Origin of the sequence: Pseudomonas sp. CCNWLW23 (assembly GCF_037095675.1) — a bacterium.
In the GTDB taxonomy this organism is placed as follows: Bacteria; Pseudomonadota; Gammaproteobacteria; order Pseudomonadales; family Pseudomonadaceae; genus Aquipseudomonas; species Aquipseudomonas atacamensis.
This window is the reverse complement of record NZ_JBAWKM010000006.1, coordinates 72,979-91,477: the sequence shown is the minus strand read 5'-3', so window position 1 is coordinate 91,477 and position 18,499 is coordinate 72,979. Positions and strand designations below refer to the sequence as shown.

Genomic DNA, 18,499 nt, shown 5'->3' with positions numbered 1-18,499 from the left:
TCGGTTGGGTGTCATGCGGTTTTGTTTTGGGAGGTGGCAGCGAGTAACGAGCGACCGATGAAATCGTCATCGCCGGTAGCGCCGGGCAGGGTGAAGAAATAACCGCCGCCGACCGGTTTGAGATATTCCTCAAGCGGCTCGCCATTGAGTCGGGTTTGCACGGTGATAAAGCCTTTTTCCAGATCGGCCTGGTAGCAGATGAACAGCAGGCCCATGTCGAGCTGGCCGTTCTTGTTGACGCCGTTGGAGTAGTTGAACGGCCGACGCAGGATCAGATTGGCCTGGGTCGCGGCGGTGCGCGGGTTGGCCAGACGAATGTGCGCATCGAGCCTGGTCAGTTTGCCGGCGGGGTCCTTGCTGTAATCCGGCACTTCGCTTTCCTTGTGGCCGCCGATGGGCGCGCCGCTGCTCTTGACCCGGCCGAGAATGCTTTCCTGCTCCTGCAACGGCGTGCGATCCCAGCGCTCGACGAAGTTGCGGATGATGCGCACCGCTTGATAACTGCCGTGGGCAGCCCAGGCCGGTTCGTCACTGTCCGGTTGTACCCAGACAATCCGCTCCATGGCCTTGGCGTCGTTGGAATCGGGGTTGGCCGAGCCATCGCGAAAACCGAGGAAGTTGCGCGCCGACTGCGCCGGTACGCCGGGTTTGGCCGGCGCTTGCGGCGGCACGCTGCCTTCCTGTTTCCAGCGCACCAGCAGCAGGTCAGGCAGGTTTTTGACGATGTCGCGCAGGGCGTGAATGTTGGTGTCGGCGGTGTTGGCGCAGAACTGCAGACTGAGGTCGCCATGGCAGCAATCGGCGTCCAGCGCATCGTTGGGAAAGCCGACCATGCGTTGCAGACGCTTGGGCTTTGCCGCCGCCAGACCGAAGCGCTCGTCGAACAGCGAATCGCCGACAGAGACGGTGATGGTCAGGTTGTCCGGGGTGACCACCGGGCCGAGAATGCCGGAGTCCAGCGGTGGCAGTCTCGGGTCGACCTGCGCGACCGGGCCGCCCTTCATCAAAAACGCGATGCGTTCGTTGAGGGTGCGGAACAGCCGCTCGAGGTCTTCGCGATCGCTGGCCAGCACATCGAACGCCACCAGCATCCCGGAGGCCGGGCGCGGGGTGACGATGCCGGCCTGGTGCAGACCGTGGAAATCGTGGCGGTCTTCGGTCTTGTCGCTGCTGGGCGCTTCGGTGACTTGCGCAGGCTGCGCGGCCATGGCCGGGCAGCTCAGCGCCGATCCGGCAAGGGCGACACCGGCGGCGCCCATGCCCATCAGCACGCGACGTCGTTGCAGGTTGAGAGGTTCTGAATCGTTCATCTGTCGTGGTCTTCTGCTTACAGGCCGGAAAGGCCGAGGGCGGGGTCGATGCCATCCATTGCCGCGGCCAGAGCCTTGGCTTTGGCGGCGATCTGCTGGCGTTGCGCGGCGGTCACGGCGTCGTAACTGACGTAGCCATCGGCGGATTTGTACGCGTTGAGCTGGTTGTCGAAGTCACTCATGGCCTGGTCGATATTCCCCAACACGTCAGCGGCGGATTTGCTCAGCATCGGGCGCAACAGGTCGACGACCTTGCGCGCGGTCTGCGCGTTGGCGGCGAAACCGTTGAGATCGCTGTGGCTGTAGCGTTCTTCCTCGCCGCTGCCGGCGCGCACCTCGGCGAGGCTGTTGAGGTTGCGCACGACGATGCCCACCAGTTGCTCCGGCGGCAGTGACTGCGCGAGCAACTGTTGCTTGAGGGTGGTGACATCTGCGAGCAAGCGCTGGGCAATCGGCGTGACATCGTCGAGATTGCGCTGCTGGAACAGCGCGTATTCGAGGCGATGGAAACCGACAAAGGCCGGATCCTGCTCGCGCTTTTCGAAGTAATCGGCGCGGGCATTGATTCGATTGTCGAGCTCGGCCAGGCGCTGCGCCGCCGGCGCCAGGCGCTGATAAGCGGCACGCGCCGGCAGGTACAACGCTTGCGCCTGCGCCAGATCACCACTGGCGATCGCCTGGTTCAGCGCCGTCGCCGCTTTGATCAACGCGCTGCCCTGAACGGCCAGATACACGCGAAATTCCGACAGCGGCCCGACGAAAGCCACCATCGATGGCTTGGCCTTGGCGGCGGCATCGGAAGCGGCCGTCGGTGTGACGTGCAAGGTGCCGCGCGGGTTGCTGAGCAGGCCGCAGGTGATCGCATAGTCGCCCGGTTGCAGGTTGGCGTTGATCACTTGGCTCAGGCCCGGCGCGATGTTTTCCCGCTCTTCGACCACCAGCACGCCGTCGAGAATTTCCCACTCGACCGCACGCTCGGAGCGATTGACGATGCGGAAACTCGCGCGGCCGGCCGGCACCGTCAGTGCGTTCGGCTCGCAACTGTGTGGATGGATGTTGACGACGATTTCGTCATGGTTGTGCTGACGCTTGGCGGCGGCCATGTTCGAGGCGTACCAGAACAGCCCGCCGGCGGCGACCATCAGCAGCACCGAGCCGGCCAGCGCCCAACGCAGGGCCGGAGGGGTTTGGGTAGTAGACATGAAGGGCCTTATTGGCTGGAAACGGAAGTGGTTGGCGTCGCCTGGCGAGGCGCGGGCATGAAGAACATCACCAGTGCCAGCAGCAGATAAATCAGGTACGCGCCCAAGGTGCTGACGGTCGGCGCATCCTGATAACCGAACATGCCGGCCAGCACCGAGCCCAGCGGGCCGTCCATCGGCAGCGTCGCGCTGAAGTCGAACAGCACCGTTTGCAGGTGATTCCACAGCCCGGCTTCATGCAGCGCCTGCACCGAGTTGGCGAGAATCCCGGCGGCGACCACGAGGATGAACAATCCGGTCCACTTGAAGAACGCCGAGAGATTGAGGCGCATGCTGCCGCTGTAGATCAGGAAACCGACGATCACCGCCAGGATCAGGCCGAGCAGGGCGCCAATCGGCGCGCCCGGGCCTTCGCTTTGCTGGAACACGGCGAGCAGGAAGAACACCGTTTCCAGGCCTTCGCGAGCGACGGCGAAGAAGACCATGGCGATCAACGCAATCACCTGATGCCTGGATTGCGTCAGCGCCTGATCCAGCGAGGCTTGCAGCGAGTGCTTGATCGACCGCGCGACCTTGCGCATCCAGAACACCATCGAACTGAGAATGCCCACGGCGACCAGACCGACCACGCCTTCGAACAACTCCTGCTGCTTTTGCGGGAATTCAGCACTGACCAGCTCCAGGCCACCGCCGACCAGCAGGGCAAGGGCGGCGGCGAGGAAGACGCCGATCCATACCGCTGGCATCCATTGACCACGGCCGGTCTGCTGCAAATAACTGGCAATGATGCCGACGATAAGCGCGGCCTCGATGCCTTCGCGCAACATGATCAAAAAGGGAACGAGCATTGGCGAGCCACAGCGATTTAGATAGGAGGCTAAGTTGTAACATAATGACACTCATTCCCAAATGGCATTCATTGACATTTAGCTGAACCTTAGCTGAACAACTGTCATTCCTGCTCGCGAATGCGGTATGCCTGTGACATTTGTTTATCTGACACACCGCGTTCGCGAGCAGGCTCGCTCCCACATTGGCCCTGCGGTGACTTCAGCAGCTGGGTTAAGATGCCCACCACCCAAAAAACAACAAGGCTCACCTCGCTCCATGGCAGAAAAAGACACCATTGCCATTCAACTGGTGCGCGAAGCGCTGCTGCAAAGTTGTGCCCCGGGCGCGGCGACGGATGAGGCGTTGAGCAAGGTCGGCATCGATCCGGCTTTGTTAGCGGCCGATGAGGGCAGGGTGCCGGCCTCGCAATACGCCAGACTCTGGCGCCTGCTGGCACGACGCGGTGATGACGAGTTCTTCGGCATGGACCCACGCCCGCTCAAGTCCGGCAGCCTGGCGTTTCTGTGTCGCAGCGCAATGGCGCAACCGACGCTGGCGGCGGCGCTGGATACCGGTCTGACATTCCTGTCGCTGATGCTGGAAAAACTGCCGGCGCAACTGGTGCATCAGCAGAGCCTGGCGGAAATCGTCCTGCTCGAAGACGACGCCGAACCGCGCCGCGCCTTCACCTATTTCACTTACTGGATGATCGTGCACGGCGTCGCGTGCTGGCTGGCCGGGCGGCGGATTCCGATTCTCGCCATTGAACTGCGCTGCGCCGAACCGGATTTCACTGATGACTATCGGGTGATGTTTTCGGAAAACCTGCGTTTCGAACGTCCGCGAACACGAATGATCTTTTCCGCCGATTGTCTCGATCTGCCGATCAAGCGCAGTGCCGAAGAACTCAAGCGCTTCCTGGCCCAGGCGCCGGCGAACATTCTGGTCAAGTACCGCGACCCCGACAGCCTCGCCAGCCGGATCAAGCAGGATCTGCGGCAAGTGCCCGCCGAGCACTGGCCGGAAACCGAGGCGCTGGCCCAGCAACTGTGCATGTCCGCGTCGACATTACGCCGGCGTCTGGCCGAGGAAGGGCAGACTTATCAGGGTCTCAAGGACAGCGTGCGAAAGGAATTGGCAATCACCTGGCTGGCAGAGCCCTCGATCAGTTTCGTCGAGATTGCTGCACGGCTGGGCTTTGCGGATGCCAGTTCGTTCTACAAGGCGTTTCGCAAATGGTCCGGGTCGAACCCGGGGCATTACCGCACGCTGATCCTCAATGAGGTGGTCTGACCCGACGCCTTTGCGAGCAGGCTCGCTCCCACCCAGGGCCGCGTGACCATTCCCTTAAAAGGCTTGGCCAAACCAGTCAGCCACTTTGATAACTTTGACCATTGCCCCGAGCCCCGCGCGGCGCGACTATCCCTGTGTTGTTTACGGTTCCCAGCCTAATAAAAACACCGAGGGATTCTGGCAATGCGCGATTACTTGTCTGCCACCGAACAGTTCAACTATCAGCACACCGTCGATGCATCGCTCAGCGGCACGCTCGCTGCGCTCAACGCCTGCGTCGAATGTTGCGACCGCCATGCCTTGCCCGGGCGTATTGCGTTGTTCTGGGAAGGTCGCGACGGCTCAAGTGCGACTTACACCTTCACTGATCTGCAAGACAAAGCCGCGCGTTTCGCCAATTTCCTCCTCGCCCAGGGCGTGCAGAAGGGCGACAAGGTCGCCGGCCTGCTGCCGCGCAACGTCGAATTACTCATCACCGTGCTCGCCACCTGGCGCATCGGCGCGGTGTATCAGCCGCTGTTTACCGCATTCGGGCCGAAAGCTCTTGAACATCGCCTGAACAGTTCCGGGGCGAAAGTCGTCGTCACCGACGCGGTCAATCGGCCCAAGCTCAGTGAAGTCAGCGCATGCCCGACCATCGTCACCGTTGGTGGAGCCAAAGGTCAGGGCATCGTACGTGGTGATTTCAGTTTCTGGGCTGAGCTGGCCAACTATTCCAATGTCTGCGAGCCGGTATTGCTGACCGGCGAAGACCCGTTCCTGCTGATGTTCACCTCGGGCACCACGGGGCCGGCGAAAGCGCTGTCAGTACCGCTCAAAGCCATCGTCGCTTTCCAGAGCTACACCCGCGATGCGGTGGACCTGCGTCCTGAAGACGCATTCTGGAACGTCGCCGATCCGGGCTGGGCCTACGGCATTTATTTCGGCGTGACCGGGCCGTTGGCGCTGGGCCACCCGATTACCTTCTACGATGGCCCGTTCACCCTCGAAAGCACCTGCCGGGTGATCAACAAATACGGCATTACCAATCTCACCGGCTCGCCCACTGCCTATCGCTTGCTGATAGCCGGGGGAGAGGAGTTCGCAAAATCGATCAAGGGCAAGCTGCGCATCGTCAGCAGCGCCGGTGAGCCGCTGAACCCGGAAGTGATCCGCTGGTTCGCTGACAACCTCGGCGTGGTCATTCACGATCATTACGGCCAGACCGAACTGGGCATGGTGCTGTGCAACCACCACGGCCTCGAGCACCCGGTGCATGTCGGCGCCGCTGGTTTCGCTTCGCCGGGCCATCGCATCGTCGTGCTCGATGAGCAATACAACGAACTCGGCGTCGGTCAGCCGGGCATCCTCGCCATCGACCGCCCGCAGTCGCCGATGTGCTGGTTCGGCGGCTACGAAGGCGCGCCGACCAAGGCCTTCGTCGGCAACTACTACCTGAGCGGCGACACCGTGGAGTGGAACCCGGACGGCAGCATCAGCTTCGTCGGCCGCAGTGATGATGTGATCACTACTTCGGGCTACCGCGTCGGCCCGTTCGACGTGGAAAGTGCCCTGATCGAACACCCTGCCGTGGTCGAAGCGGCGGTCGTCGGCAAGCCCGACCCGGAACGCACCGAACTGGTCAAAGCCTTCGTCGTGCTGAGCGCGCAGTACCGCGCCGCGCCGGAGCTGGCCGAAGAACTGCGCCAACACGTACGCAAGCGTCTGGCCGCGCATTCGTACCCGCGTGAAATCGAATTTGTCAGCGAATTGCCCAAAACCCCGAGTGGCAAATTGCAGCGCTTTATCTTGCGCAACCAGGAAATCGCCAAGGCTCAAGAGGCCGCGGCGCACAACGTTTCAGCTTGAATCCAAGGAAACACCGTCATGCAGATCGAGAACAAGGTTTTTATCGTCACCGGCGGCGCTTCAGGCCTCGGTGCCGCCAGCGCTGAATTGCTGGTCAGTGCCGGCGCCAAAGTCATGCTGGTCGACATGAACGCCGAAGCCGTCGCCGCGCAGGCCCAGCGCCTCGGTGCGCAAAGTGTGGTTGCCGACATCAGCAATGAAGCTGCCGCCGAAGCCGCTGTGCAGGCGACCGTTGCCGCATTTGGCAGCCTCAACGGCCTGATCAACTGCGCGGGCATCGTGCGTGGCGAGAAGATCCTCGGCAAGAATGGCCCTCACGCGCTCAGCAGCTTTGCGCAAGTGATCAACGTCAACCTGATCGGCAGTTTCAACATGCTGCGCCTGGCCGCTGCGGCCATTGCCGAGAGCGAAGCCAATGCTGACGGCGAGCGTGGCGTGATCATCAACACCGCCTCGGTCGCAGCGTTCGACGGTCAGATTGGCCAGGCTGCGTACTCGGCTTCGAAAGGCGCGATCGCCAGCCTGACCCTGCCGGCCGCCCGCGAACTGGCGCGCTTCGGCATCCGCGTGATGACCATCGCACCGGGCATTTTCGAAACGCCGATGATGGCCGGCATGACCCCGGAAGTGCGCGACTCGCTGGCCGCCGGCGTGCCATTCCCGCCGCGTCTGGGCAAGCCCGCCGAATACGCCGCGCTCGTGCGCCATATCATCGAAAACAGCATGCTCAACGGCGAGGTGATCCGTCTCGACGGCGCCTTGCGCATGGCCGCCAAGTAAGGAGGATTAGTCATGACTATTGCCAACGATCCGATTGTTATCGTCAGCGCCGTCCGCACACCGATGGGCGGTTTTCAGGGCGAGCTGAAAAGCCTCAGCGCACCGCAACTCGGCGCGGCGGCGATCAAGGCTGCGGTTGAACGCGCCGGTGTCGCCAGTGATGCGGTTGATGAAGTGCTGTTCGGTTGCGTACTGCCTGCCGGCCTCGGCCAGGCGCCGGCACGACAGGCTGCGCTGGGCGCCGGGCTGGACAAATCGACGCGCTGCACCACGGTCAACAAGATGTGCGGCTCGGGCATGCAGACCACCATCATGGCCCACGACTTGCTGCTTGCCGGCAGTGCCGACGTGGTGATCGCCGGCGGCATGGAAAGCATGTCCAACTCGCCGTACCTGCTCGATCGCGCCCGCGCCGGCTATCGCATGGGCCATGGCCGCGTGCTCGATTCGATGTTCCTCGACGGCCTCGAAGACGCCTACGACAAGGGCCGCCTGATGGGCACCTTCGCCGAGGATTGCGCCGAGGCCAACAGCTTCAGCCGCGAGGCGCAGGACGCTTTCGCCATTGCCTCGACCACCCGCGCGCAACAGGCGATCAAGGATGGCAGCTTCAAGGACGAAATCGTCCCGCTGACGGTGACCGTCGGCAAAGAGCAGGTAGTGATCAGCAACGATGAACAGCCGCCAAAAGCCAAACTCGACAAAGTCGCCTCGCTGAAACCGGCGTTCCGCGAGGGCGGCACGGTCACCGCGGCCAACTCCAGCTCGATTTCCGACGGCGCGGCCGCGCTGGTGCTGATGCGCCAGTCCCACGCGCAGCAACTGGGCCTCAAGCCGCTGGCGGTGATTCATGGCCACGCTGCGTTCGCTGATACCCCTGGGCTGTTTCCCACCGCACCGATTGGCGCGATCAAGAAACTGGTGAAGAAGACCGGTTGGGCGCTGGATCAAGTGGATCTGTTTGAAGTGAACGAAGCGTTTGCCGTGGTCGGCATGGCGGCGATGACGCACCTGGAGATTCCCCACGACAAGCTCAACGTGCACGGCGGCGCCTGCGCGCTGGGCCATCCGATCGGTGCATCGGGGGCGCGGATTCTGGTGACGTTGCTCGCGGCGCTGCGGCAGAAACAGCTCAAGCGCGGCATTGCAGCGATCTGCATTGGCGGCGGCGAAGCCACGGCCATGGCTGTGGAATGCGTTTACTGAAGGCATCGCCGATCAACTGTGGGAGCGAGCCTGCTCGCGAAGACGTCGTTTCAGCCGGCACATGCGTGACTGAGACACCGCTTTCGCGAGCAGGCTCGCTCCCACAGGGTTCTATGTCGTACTCAGATTTGAAGGAATCACCATGATCCCCAACGAAGACCAAACCCAGATCCGCGACATGGCCCGGCAGTTTGCCGAGGAGCGGCTCAAGCCGTTCGCCGCCGAGTGGGATCGCGAACACCGTTTCCCCAAGGAAGCCATCGCCGAGATGGCCGAGCTGGGCTTCTTCGGCATGCTCGTGCCGGAGCAGTGGGGCGGCTGTGACACCGGCTACCTGGCCTACGCCATGGCCCTGGAAGAAATCGCCGCCGGCGACGGTGCCTGTTCGACGATCATGAGCGTGCACAACTCGGTCGGCTGCGTGCCGATTCTCAAGTTCGGCAATGACGACCAGCGTGAACGCTTCCTCAAACCGTTGGCCAGCGGCGCCATGCTCGGTGCGTTCGCGCTGACCGAACCGCAGGCCGGTTCCGATGCCAGCAGCCTGAAAACCCGCGCACGACTGGAAGGCGATCACTACGTGCTCAACGGCTGCAAACAGTTCATCACCTCCGGGCAGAACGCCGGCATCGTGATCGTGTTTGCCGTGACTGACCCGAGCGCCGGCAAACGCGGGATCAGCGCGTTTATCGTGCCGACCGACTCGCCCGGCTACAAAGTCGCGCGAGTCGAAGACAAACTCGGCCAGCACGCCTCCGACACCTGCCAGATCCTCTTCGAAGATGTGAAAGTGCCGGTGGCCAACCGCCTTGGCGAGGAGGGCGAGGGCTACAAGATTGCCTTGGCCAACCTTGAAGGCGGCCGCGTCGGTATCGCCTCACAAGCCGTCGGCATGGCCCGCGCCGCATTCGAAGCCGCCCGTGATTACGCCCGCGAGCGTGACACCTTCGGCAAGCCGATCATCGAGCATCAGGCCGTGGCGTTCCGCCTGGCGGACATGGCCACGCAAATTGCCGTCGCCCGGCAGATGGTGCATTACGCCGCAGCCTTGCGTGACAGCGGCCAACCGGCGCTGGTCGAGGCGTCGATGGCCAAGCTGTTCGCCTCGGAAATGGCCGAGAAGGTCTGTTCCATGGCCTTGCAAACCCTCGGCGGTTACGGTTACCTCAACGACTTCCCGCTGGAACGCATCTACCGCGACGTGCGCGTCTGCCAGATCTACGAAGGCACCAGCGACATTCAGCGCATGGTCATTTCGCGCAATCTCTGACAAGGAATTTTATTCATGACTTACGAAACGATTCTGCTGGAAACTCGCGACCGCGTCGGCCTGATCACCCTCAACCGGCCACAGGCGCTGAACGCGCTGAACGCGCAACTGGTCAGCGAAGTGAACCACGCCCTCGATACGCTGGAAGCCGATGCGCACATTGGCTGCATCGTCCTCACCGGTTCGAAAAAAGCTTTTGCCGCCGGCGCGGACATCAAGGAAATGGCTGAGCTGACCTATCCGCAGATATACATGGACGATCTGTTCAGCGACAGCGATCGAGTGGCCAACCGGCGCAAGCCGATCATTGCGGCGGTCAATGGTTTTGCCCTTGGCGGAGGTTGTGAACTGGCGCTGATGTGCGACTTCATCCTGGCCGGCGACAACGCCAGATTCGGCCAGCCGGAAATCAACCTCGGCGTGCTGCCGGGCATGGGCGGCACCCAGCGCCTGACCCGCGCCGTGGGCAAAGCCAAAGCCATGGAAATGTGCCTGAGCGGGCGCATGATCGACGCCGTGGAGGCCGAGCGTTGCGGCATCGTCGCGCGCATCGTGCCGAGCGATGAGCTGCTTGATGAAGCGCTGAAAGTCGCGGCAGTGATCGCCGGCAAGTCGCTGCCGATTGCGATGATGATCAAGGAGAGCGTCAACCGCGCGTTCGAGGTCAATCTGAGCGAAGGCGTGCGCTTTGAGCGACGGGTGTTCCATGCCGCGTTTGCGACGCAGGATCAGAAGGAAGGGATGGCGGCGTTTATTGCCAAGCGTGAGGCTGCATTCCAAGGCAAATAGTGTGTGACCTTCAAAAGCCCCTCACCCTAGCCCTCTCCCCAAGGAGAGGGGACTGACCGCGTGATATGGGCAAATTACGCCGACCTGAAAGGTTGCCGCTGAATCCGTAACCGACTCGGTCGGCTCCCTCTCCCTGGGGAGAGGGCTGGGGTGAGGTGAAGGGCCAACGCCATTACAACTGGTAGTTCTTCAAATCCCGCGCAATCACCATCCGCTGTATCTCGCTCGACCCTTCATAGATCTGGGTAATCCGCGCATCGCGGTAGTACTTCTCGACTGGGTAATCCTCCAGATAGCCATAGCCGCCATGGATCTGGATCGCCGACGAACACACTTTCTCGGCCATTTCCGACGCGAACAGCTTGGCCTGTGAGGCCTCGGACAAGCATGGTTTACCCGCCGTGCGCAGCCGCGCTGCATGGAGGATCAGCAACCGTGCGGCGTTGATCTGCATGTGCATGTCAGCCAGCAGATTGGCGATGCTCTGGTGCTCAATGATCGGCTTGTCGAATTGCACCCGGTCTTTCGAGTAGGCCAACGCCGCTTCAAACGCTGCCCGGGCGATACCCAATGCCTGCGCGGCGATGCCGATGCGTCCGCCTTCAAGGTTGGACAGGGCAATCGCCAGGCCCTTGCCGCGTTCGCCGAGCAGATTGGCCTCGGGGATGCTGCAGTTGTTCAGCGTCACCGCGCAGGTGTCGGAGGCGCGGATGCCCATTTTGTGTTCGGTGCGATCGACGATGAAACCCGGTGTGTCGGTGGGCACCAGAAACGCTGACAGGCCTTTTTTGCCGAGATCCGGATCGGTTACCGCGAAGACGATCGCCAGTTTCGCCCGTTTGCCATTGCTGACGAATTGCTTGGCACCGTTGATCACCCATTGGCCGTCGCGCAGTTCGGCGCGGGTGCGCAGGTTGTGTGCTTCGGAGCCGGCCTGGGGTTCGGTCAGGCAGAAACAACCGATGGTCTGCCCACTGGCCAGATCAGCCAGCCAGGTCTGTTTCTGTTCGGCGCTGCCGTAGTTGAGCACCGGCCCGCAGCCTACCGAGTTGTGGATGCTCATGAACGCGCCGGTCGCGCCGTCACCGGCAGAGATTTCCTCAACCGCCAGGGCATAGGCGACGTAATCGACGTAGGTGCCACCCCATTCCTCGGGCACGACCATGCCGAGCAGGCCCAGCTCGCCCATCTTCGCCACCAGGGCGTCGTCGATCCAGCCAGCCTTTTCCCAGGCCTGGGCGTGGGGCGCGATTTCGCCACGGGCAAAATCCCGGGCCATGTCGCGGATCATCACTTGTTCTTCAGTCAGTTCGAGATCGTGCATGACTCAGCTCCCGCTCTCATCAAAACCATGGAAGAAGCTCGCAACCTGCGCAGCGTCCAGCTCAGCAACGGTCGGCGGGTTCCAGCGCGGTGACTTGTCCTTGTCGATCAGCAGGGCGCGCACGCCTTCGATCAGGTCGCCACGGGCAAACCACTGGCGGTCCAGATGCAGCTCCAGCGCAAAGCAATTCTCCAGACTCAGGTGCCTGCCGCGACGGAGCATGTCCAGGGTCACGGCCATGGCCAGCGGCGAGCGGGTTTCCAGCAGATCCGCCGTGGTGACCGCCCATTCGTGGCTGTCGGCGACGGTGACGGCGCGCAATTGCTCGATCATGCTCGGCACGTCGGGCAGGGCGAAGAAGTGGTCGATGGCCGGGCGCAATGCTTGGAGGGGCGCATCGGGCAGGGTTTGTACGGCGTGCTTGGCCAGCAGGTTCTGCAGCGACTTGAGCGGCGTGTCCTGCCACTCCATCTGATCGAGTTTTTCGTCGAGCAGGGCCAGTTTGCTGCTGTCCAGATACCAGTCGGCGAGGCCGCAGTACAGCGCATCGGCCGCGCGAATCTGCACGCCGCTGACACCCAGATAAATTCCCAGCTCACCGGGAATGCGTGGCAGGAAATAACTGCCGCCGACGTCGGGGAAATAACCGATGGCCACTTCCGGCATCGCCAGTCGGCTCTTCTCGGTGACCACGCGCAGATCGGCGCCTTGTACCAGGCCCATGCCACCGCCGAGGACGAAACCGTCCATCAGGGCCAGCACCGGTTTGCGGTAGTGATGAATCGTCAGGTCGAGGGCGTATTCCTCGACGAAGAAATCTTCGTGCAGCGTGTCGCCGCTCTTGTAGCTGTCGTACAGCGAACGAATATCACCGCCGGCGCAGAAAGCCTTTTCGCCGGCACCGCGCAATACCACGGCGTGCACATCGGCGTCAGACGCCCAGGCATCGAGCTGCTGTTGCAGCAGACGCACCATGTCCAGGGTGATTGCATTGAGGCCCGCAGGGCGGTTGAGGGTCAGGTGGCCGATATGGTTGCGCACCTCGGCCAGCACGTCGTTTTGCATGGCATCCATGGACGGGGTCCGCCGGGATGAAGCCTGAGCTGTCATCTGTAACTCCCTGCTTTTTATTGTCTTTATTCGAAAAGCCCGCGCGCGGGCGTTAGCGGATCGTAACAGTGCAAATTTGTCGTGTACAACGGGGATATGTGCAGGGGGAATCTGCGTTTTTACATGCCTCGAAATTGCGTGGTTATCGGAAGGTTTCGCTGATGCTGCGGCGCTTGGCGTGCAGTTCGCTGGCGTGGATCAGGCGTTCGAGGTCTTCGGGGGTGACGTCGATGAAGGCTTCCATGTCGGCCAGCGCAAGCTTGAGGTCTTCGGCGGTGATCGCCTGGCGGTCGACCGGGACCACTGGCGGTGCCGGGTCGGCAGCGCGTTTCGGATAGCGGATGCGGGTCAGGTTGTTATAGGCCAGCGCGCTGACGAGCATGCACAGGGCGCCGAGCATCACCGGCTCCATGGCTTTCCAGTCCATGGCGATGGTTGCAGGGTCGGCGAGCACCAGTGTCAACGCCAATGCGCCGGCCGGTGGGTGCAGGCAACGCAGCCAGCACATCAGAATCACCGCCATGCCGGCGGCGAGGCAGGCGCTGCCCAGCGTACGGCCAAGCACATGGGCGACCAGCAAGGCGACCACGCCAGCACACAGGTAGCCGCCGAGAATCGACCATGGCTGGGCGAGGGCGCCGGAGGACACGGCGAACAGCAGCACCGCCGAAGCGCCGAGCGGGCCGACCAGGTGAAAGGCAACGTCATGGCCGAACACCTGCGCGCACATCCACACGCTGAACAACGTGCCCAAGGCCATGCCGATCGCGGCACGGCTCCATTCAGTGGGGCGGGTATTGATGGCAGCGGGCAACCAGCGAGCAAGCATGTAGAACTGATCCTTTACAAAAATCCGGGGCAAAAAAAAGGACTTGTCCGGCATATCCGGAAAGCCCTCGAAGCGTTCCAACATTGGGGGAGGAACGCGCGTAGTTTGCCGATCAAACTCGATGCTGACAAATTCATATAAATGCAGTTTTAGTGCACTATTTTTGCATTGAACGGGTGCGCCGCGCGCTGACGAAGCATAGATAACCGCCCAGCGCCGCCAAGCCGCTCAGGGCGTAGAACATGCTCGGCGCCGGTGTATGCATCAGCAGAAACCCGCACAGCACCGGGCTCGCCCCACCGCCGAGTGCCGCCAGGTTCTGCGCGCCGTAGTAGCTGCCGCGCAGTGCCTCCGGGGCGAGGGTATCCACGAAGAGGAAGTCTGCCGGGTAAATGATCATTTCGCCCAAGGTGAAGATGAACATCGCCACGCACCAGCCGAGCAGGCTGTCCGCCACGCTGAAGCCAATCAACCCGACGATGAACAGCGCAGTGCCGCCAGCAATCCAGTGACGCAGGTGTTCGCGGCTGAGCCAGCGACCGACCTGGTATTGCAGCAGGATTACTGTGATTGCGTTGCAGGCGAGCAGGGCGGCCATGGTGTCCAGGGTCTGTTGCTGGGTGTGGGTGACCAGCAGGTATTGCGACAGGTACAGGGTGAAGCGTCCGTGCACCAACGTGCTGAGCAGGCAGCCAAGGGTGAACAGCACCATCGTTCTGTCGTTTTTCAGGATCATCAGCGTGTTGAGGAAACTTTGCGGCGCACTGCCGGAAGTTATCGGACTGGCATCCCGGGTCGCGCCGAGCAGCAGAAAAATACTGCCAATGGCGATCGCACCGGCAACGATGAACGGCGCGGACGGCTGCACCCCGGCAATCACCACGCCAATCATCGGTCCGACGGCGTAGCCGATATTGGTCAGCGTGTAATTGAGGGAAAACGCCTTGACCCGCTGGCCCACCGGCAGGTTTTCACTGAGGATCGCCTTGGAGCCGATCAGGAACAGCGCCGACGCGGTTTCGCTGATGATCAGCACCAGGGTGACCAGATACAGGTTCTGCGCGAAGGTCAGCAGGATCAGGCCGATACCGCTGGAGAGCATGGCCACAATCAGCAGCTGGCGCTTGTCCAGCTTGTCGATGATGTAGCCACCGTACAGCGACAGCAGCGTGGCGCTGAACACGGCGATGCCGAGCAGCAAGCCGACATCCTGCGGATTGAGGCCAAGCTTGTTGCTGAGGAAGAGCGTCAGCAACGGACTGACCAGGGCGCGGCTGATGACCACGGTCAGTGAGCTGATCATCAACCGGCGAATGAACGGCGAATAGATGGCCACGGAAGGGGAATGTCCTTATTCGGGAAGCCTGAGCGAACGCCATCCTCTCTGGGCAGCTGCCACCGGTCAAGCTGATACACCAGCGTCCCTCGGAGCACATGATTTCCCTGTGGGAGCGAGCCTGCTCGCGAAGGCGACGGATCAGTCACCTGCGATGTCGCTGACATACCGTATTCGCGAGCAGGCTCGCTCCCACAGGGTCGGTGTAGCTCATAATTTGCAATGACTCCCACAGGGCCAGTTCAAGCCACATCCGAAGCCGCCGGCCTCTGCCGCAAGGTGATCGGCAACTTGCACGATTCACCGCGCCCCATCGGGAAATACTGGAAACCATTGCGCGCCAGACGCTCGGCGTCGTACAAGTTGCGGCCGTCAAAGATCACCGGGCTATTGAGGCGCTGTTTGATCAGCTCGAAATCCGGGGCCTTGAACTGTTGCCATTCGGTGCAGATGATCAGCGCATCGGCGCCGCCCAGTACCGATTCCGGCGTGCCCATCAGCATCAGTTTTGATTCGTTTGGATAGAGATTCTGGGTTTCCACCATGGCCTCCGGATCAAACGCGCGCACGCTGGCCCCGGCAGCCCATAAATCTTCGAGCAGAACCCGGCTCGGCGCGTCGCGCATGTCGTCGGTGTTGGGCTTGAACGCCAGGCCCCACAAGGCAAAGGTCCTGCCGCGCAAATCTCCCCGGTAGAAGGCGTTGATGCGTTCAAACAGTTTGTGTTTCTGGCGCTGGTTGATCGCTTCTACCGCTTGCAGTAGATCACTGGAGCAATGCGCCTGTTCGGCACTGTGAATCAACGCTCGCATGTCTTTGGGAAAACACGAACCGCCGTAGCCGCAACCCGGGTAGATAAAGTGATAGCCAATCCGCGTATCGGCACCGATGCCCTGGCGCACTGATTCGATGTCCGCGCCGAGGTGCTCGGCGAGTTCGGCGATCTGGTTGATGAAACTGATCTTGGTCGCCAGCATGCAGTTGGCGGCGTATTTGGTCAGCTCGGCGCTGCGCAGGTCCATGAACAGGATGCGGTCATGGTTGCGGTTGAATGGCGCGTACAGATCGCGCATCACATCGCGCACTTCCGCGCCTTCGCAACCGATGACGATACGATCCGGCCGCCGGCAATCAGCAACCGCTGAACCTTCCTTGAGAAATTCCGGGTTGGAGACGATATCAAACTGCAGCAGGCGGCCAATCTTGATCAGGGCCTTTTCGATGTGGCTGCGCAAAGCGTCACCCGTGCCCACCGGCACCGTGGACTTTTCCACGACGATCAACGGCTGTTGGCGATGCCGGGCAATCGCGTCGCCGACCGACAGCACGTAGCGCAGGTCCGCCGAACCGTCCTCGCGTGACGGCGTGCCCACCGCAATGAACGCCACCCGCCCATGCAACACCGCAAGCCGCTCATCAGTGGTGAATTGCAGGCGCTGCGAATCCAGGCCCTCGCGCACCAGACTGGCCAGCCCCGGCTCGAAAATACTGACGTGGCCCTGGCGTAACTGCTCGATTTTCTGCGCGTCGACATCCATGCACACAACGTCGTGACCGACCTCGGCCAGCACCGCCGCTTGCACCAGACCGACATAACCACTGCCAAATACCGTGATCTTCATGCCGCACTCCTGTTCGCAGTCCCTGCATCGAACATAAGAGCGCGATGTTTCAGTTCGCCTACCGTGCTGATAAAGCAGCAAACAGACCGTTCGGGGAATGCCCGATTGACTTTTACGGCCTCGAACGGCAGGTTGTCGGCCTTTCGCGGCAACCCCTGTCATTGAGTCACGCCGTTTTTTTGCGTTTCATTTCATGCATTTATTGTTTTTGTTGAATCGTTTTTTATTTCAAGGCCGTTTCGTTTGAGTGATTTGTCGAGTACCCAACCTGCACCGTCCACCAGCAATCCGCTGACCGTTTACCTGGCACGACTGGCACCTTCCAGCCAGTTGACCATGCGCTATGTGCTGCAAGATGCCGCTGACCGCCTCGGTTTCGAGGACGTCGATATCGAAGAGATCCCGTGGCACGGTCTGCAACCGGAGGACGTGGTGGCGCTGGTCGCCGCTTTGCGTGCCGACGGTTATGCACCGAACACCTCGTCGCTTTACGTGAACGCCGTGCGCGGGGTGATGAACGAGGCGTGGCGCATGAGCCTGATCAGCCAGGATCACCTGTTGAAGATGCGTTCGGTCAAGGGCATAGCCGGCACGCGGCTGTCCCAAGGGCGCAACCTCAAGCGCACGCTGATTCACGAACTGATGGAAGTCTGCGCTGCCGACCCGCGCCCGCAGGGCTTGCGTGATGCGGCGGTGATAGCGCTGCTGTACGGCACCGGCATGCGCAAGTCGGAATCGGTGGATCTGGATCTGAGTCAGGTCGACTTCAAAGAGCGCAGCCTGACCGTCACCGGCAAGGGCAACAAACAGCTGATCAAGTACGCGCCGGCCTGGGCCTTTGCCAAGCTCGATGCCTGGCTGGAACTGCGTCGTTCACAGCTCAAGGAAGGCGAGAGCGACGATGCTTTTTTGTTCAATCGCATTCGCCGGGGCAGCCACATCACCCGCGAGCGCATCACCAAACACGCGATTTACTACATCGCCCGCCAGCGCGGTACGCAGGTCGGGGTAAAAATCATGCCCCACGATTTTCGGCGTTCATTCATCACCCGGGTGATCGAAGAGCACGACCTGTCGATCGCGCAGAAACTGGCGCATCACAGCAATATCCAGACGACCGCCAACTACGATGTGCGCGATGACAACGAGCGGCGGCGGGCGGTGGATCGCTTCGATTTGTGACGCGATTAGCCCGATGAAGGGCAATTGCGCGCGGTCGTCGCAGCCTGAGTGATTTGTGCAGCAAGCCGTTTGACGTTGTTCTGTTGCGCAGTCACCAGCTCGTCGATGCTTGGCCCTGAAGGCGTCTGCAACACCGAGCGACAGGTCAGTAGCGCCGCGTCTTCAGCACCCAGCGGGCGCACTCGCCATTTCACATCGATCAAGGCGTACTGGCCGGGAATCGAATCGAAGCGCTGCACGTCGATACGCACGGAGGCGCGCTGCTGGCCGACACCGCTGCTCAATTGATCGATCAGCGCGCCGCGCAACTCATCGGCAAGGGTGGCGCTCCACCAATCGGTTTCCAGAATCGCCACGCCGCTGTTGCCCTGGCGAATCACAATCTGCGCGCGATCGACCTGTGGCGGCACGCTGATGCTTTCAATGGCGATGTCGGCACCGTTGCGGCTGGCACCCGGTTGCGCCGGGGTCAGTGTGTGAAAGCTGATCGGGTCGCTACGGCACGCAGTCAGCAGCACGAAGGCAGCGAGCACGGTGATCTTCAACGGTAAAGCCATGGATTCAGCT

Annotated in this window: 16 protein-coding genes; 7 read left to right on the top strand and 9 right to left on the bottom strand. The window is 61.7% G+C overall.

What is annotated here, in order from left to right; genetic code table 11:
* Positions 1 to 11: 11 nt before the first annotated feature.
* The 3 genes from efeB to efeU are packed head-to-tail and all read right to left on the bottom strand — an operon-like array spanning position 12 to position 3,360.
* Positions 12 to 1,310: an iron uptake transporter deferrochelatase/peroxidase subunit gene (gene efeB / locus V8J63_RS10545; protein ID WP_336464005.1), complete on the bottom strand. Its 1,299-nt coding sequence runs from the start codon at positions 1,308 to 1,310 to the stop codon at positions 12 to 14.
* A 17-nt stretch (positions 1,311 to 1,327) separates the two neighbouring features.
* Positions 1,328 to 2,512, bottom strand: coding sequence for an iron uptake system protein EfeO (gene efeO, locus V8J63_RS10540; RefSeq protein ID WP_336464004.1), 1,185 nt, complete (start codon positions 2,510 to 2,512; stop codon positions 1,328 to 1,330).
* An 8-nt stretch (positions 2,513 to 2,520) separates the two neighbouring features.
* On the bottom strand, positions 2,521 to 3,360 hold the full coding sequence (gene efeU / locus V8J63_RS10535; RefSeq protein WP_041480384.1) for an iron uptake transporter permease EfeU: 840 nt from the start codon (positions 3,358 to 3,360) through the stop codon (positions 2,521 to 2,523).
* Between the two features lie 259 nt (positions 3,361 to 3,619).
* Between efeU and V8J63_RS10530 the strand changes: the two genes are divergently transcribed.
* The 6 genes from V8J63_RS10530 to V8J63_RS10505 all read left to right on the top strand — a co-directional run bounded on the left by V8J63_RS10530 (position 3,620) and on the right by V8J63_RS10505 (position 10,529).
* Positions 3,620 to 4,636 carry an AraC family transcriptional regulator gene (locus tag V8J63_RS10530; RefSeq protein WP_024012945.1) on the top strand — a complete coding sequence of 339 codons (1,017 nt, stop codon included), beginning with the start codon at positions 3,620 to 3,622 and terminating at the stop codon, positions 4,634 to 4,636.
* Between the two features lie 183 nt (positions 4,637 to 4,819).
* Positions 4,820 to 6,484, top strand: a complete 1,665-nt coding sequence (locus V8J63_RS10525; RefSeq protein WP_336464003.1) for an AMP-binding protein — start codon at positions 4,820 to 4,822, stop codon at positions 6,482 to 6,484.
* Positions 6,485 to 6,502: 18 nt separating this feature from the next.
* Positions 6,503 to 7,264 (top strand): SDR family NAD(P)-dependent oxidoreductase, encoded by a 762-nt coding sequence (locus tag V8J63_RS10520; RefSeq protein WP_041480381.1) that lies wholly within the window; start codon positions 6,503 to 6,505, stop codon positions 7,262 to 7,264.
* A gap of 12 nt (positions 7,265 to 7,276) precedes the next feature.
* A complete protein-coding gene (locus tag V8J63_RS10515; RefSeq protein WP_336464002.1) occupies positions 7,277 to 8,470 on the top strand; it encodes an acetyl-CoA C-acyltransferase in 1,194 nt (397 codons plus the stop codon).
* Between the two features lie 142 nt (positions 8,471 to 8,612).
* On the top strand, positions 8,613 to 9,740 hold the full coding sequence (locus V8J63_RS10510; protein ID WP_073474453.1) for an acyl-CoA dehydrogenase: 1,128 nt from the start codon (positions 8,613 to 8,615) through the stop codon (positions 9,738 to 9,740).
* A 15-nt stretch (positions 9,741 to 9,755) separates the two neighbouring features.
* Positions 9,756 to 10,529, top strand: coding sequence for an enoyl-CoA hydratase (locus V8J63_RS10505; RefSeq protein ID WP_016774718.1), 774 nt, complete (start codon positions 9,756 to 9,758; stop codon positions 10,527 to 10,529).
* 172 nt (positions 10,530 to 10,701) lie between these two features.
* On the opposite strand, the gene V8J63_RS10500 is transcribed toward V8J63_RS10505, so the two are convergent.
* The 5 genes from V8J63_RS10500 to V8J63_RS10480 form a co-directional block, all read right to left on the bottom strand.
* Positions 10,702 to 11,853 (bottom strand): acyl-CoA dehydrogenase family protein, encoded by a 1,152-nt coding sequence (locus V8J63_RS10500; RefSeq protein ID WP_123442493.1) that lies wholly within the window; start codon positions 11,851 to 11,853, stop codon positions 10,702 to 10,704.
* A 3-nt stretch (positions 11,854 to 11,856) separates the two neighbouring features.
* Positions 11,857 to 12,963: an enoyl-CoA hydratase/isomerase family protein gene (locus V8J63_RS10495; RefSeq protein ID WP_130902545.1), complete on the bottom strand. Its 1,107-nt coding sequence runs from the start codon at positions 12,961 to 12,963 to the stop codon at positions 11,857 to 11,859.
* A gap of 142 nt (positions 12,964 to 13,105) precedes the next feature.
* Positions 13,106 to 13,792, bottom strand: a complete 687-nt coding sequence (locus V8J63_RS10490; RefSeq protein WP_024012953.1) for an HPP family protein — start codon at positions 13,790 to 13,792, stop codon at positions 13,106 to 13,108.
* A gap of 157 nt (positions 13,793 to 13,949) precedes the next feature.
* Entirely contained in the window at positions 13,950 to 15,128 is a 1,179-nt protein-coding gene (locus V8J63_RS10485) for an MFS transporter (protein WP_336464001.1), read from the bottom strand.
* A gap of 242 nt (positions 15,129 to 15,370) precedes the next feature.
* Positions 15,371 to 16,750, bottom strand: coding sequence for a UDP-glucose 6-dehydrogenase (locus V8J63_RS10480; RefSeq protein WP_336464000.1), 1,380 nt, complete (start codon positions 16,748 to 16,750; stop codon positions 15,371 to 15,373).
* A 243-nt stretch (positions 16,751 to 16,993) separates the two neighbouring features.
* Here V8J63_RS10480 and V8J63_RS10475 point away from each other — a divergent pair, with 243 nt between their 5' ends.
* Positions 16,994 to 17,932, top strand: coding sequence for a site-specific integrase (locus V8J63_RS10475; protein WP_307845070.1), 939 nt, complete (start codon positions 16,994 to 16,996; stop codon positions 17,930 to 17,932).
* A gap of 5 nt (positions 17,933 to 17,937) precedes the next feature.
* On the opposite strand, the gene V8J63_RS10470 is transcribed toward V8J63_RS10475, so the two are convergent.
* A complete protein-coding gene (locus V8J63_RS10470) occupies positions 17,938 to 18,489 on the bottom strand; it encodes a PqiC family protein (protein ID WP_136493346.1) in 552 nt (183 codons plus the stop codon).
* Between the last annotated feature and the right edge of the window lie 10 nt (positions 18,490 to 18,499).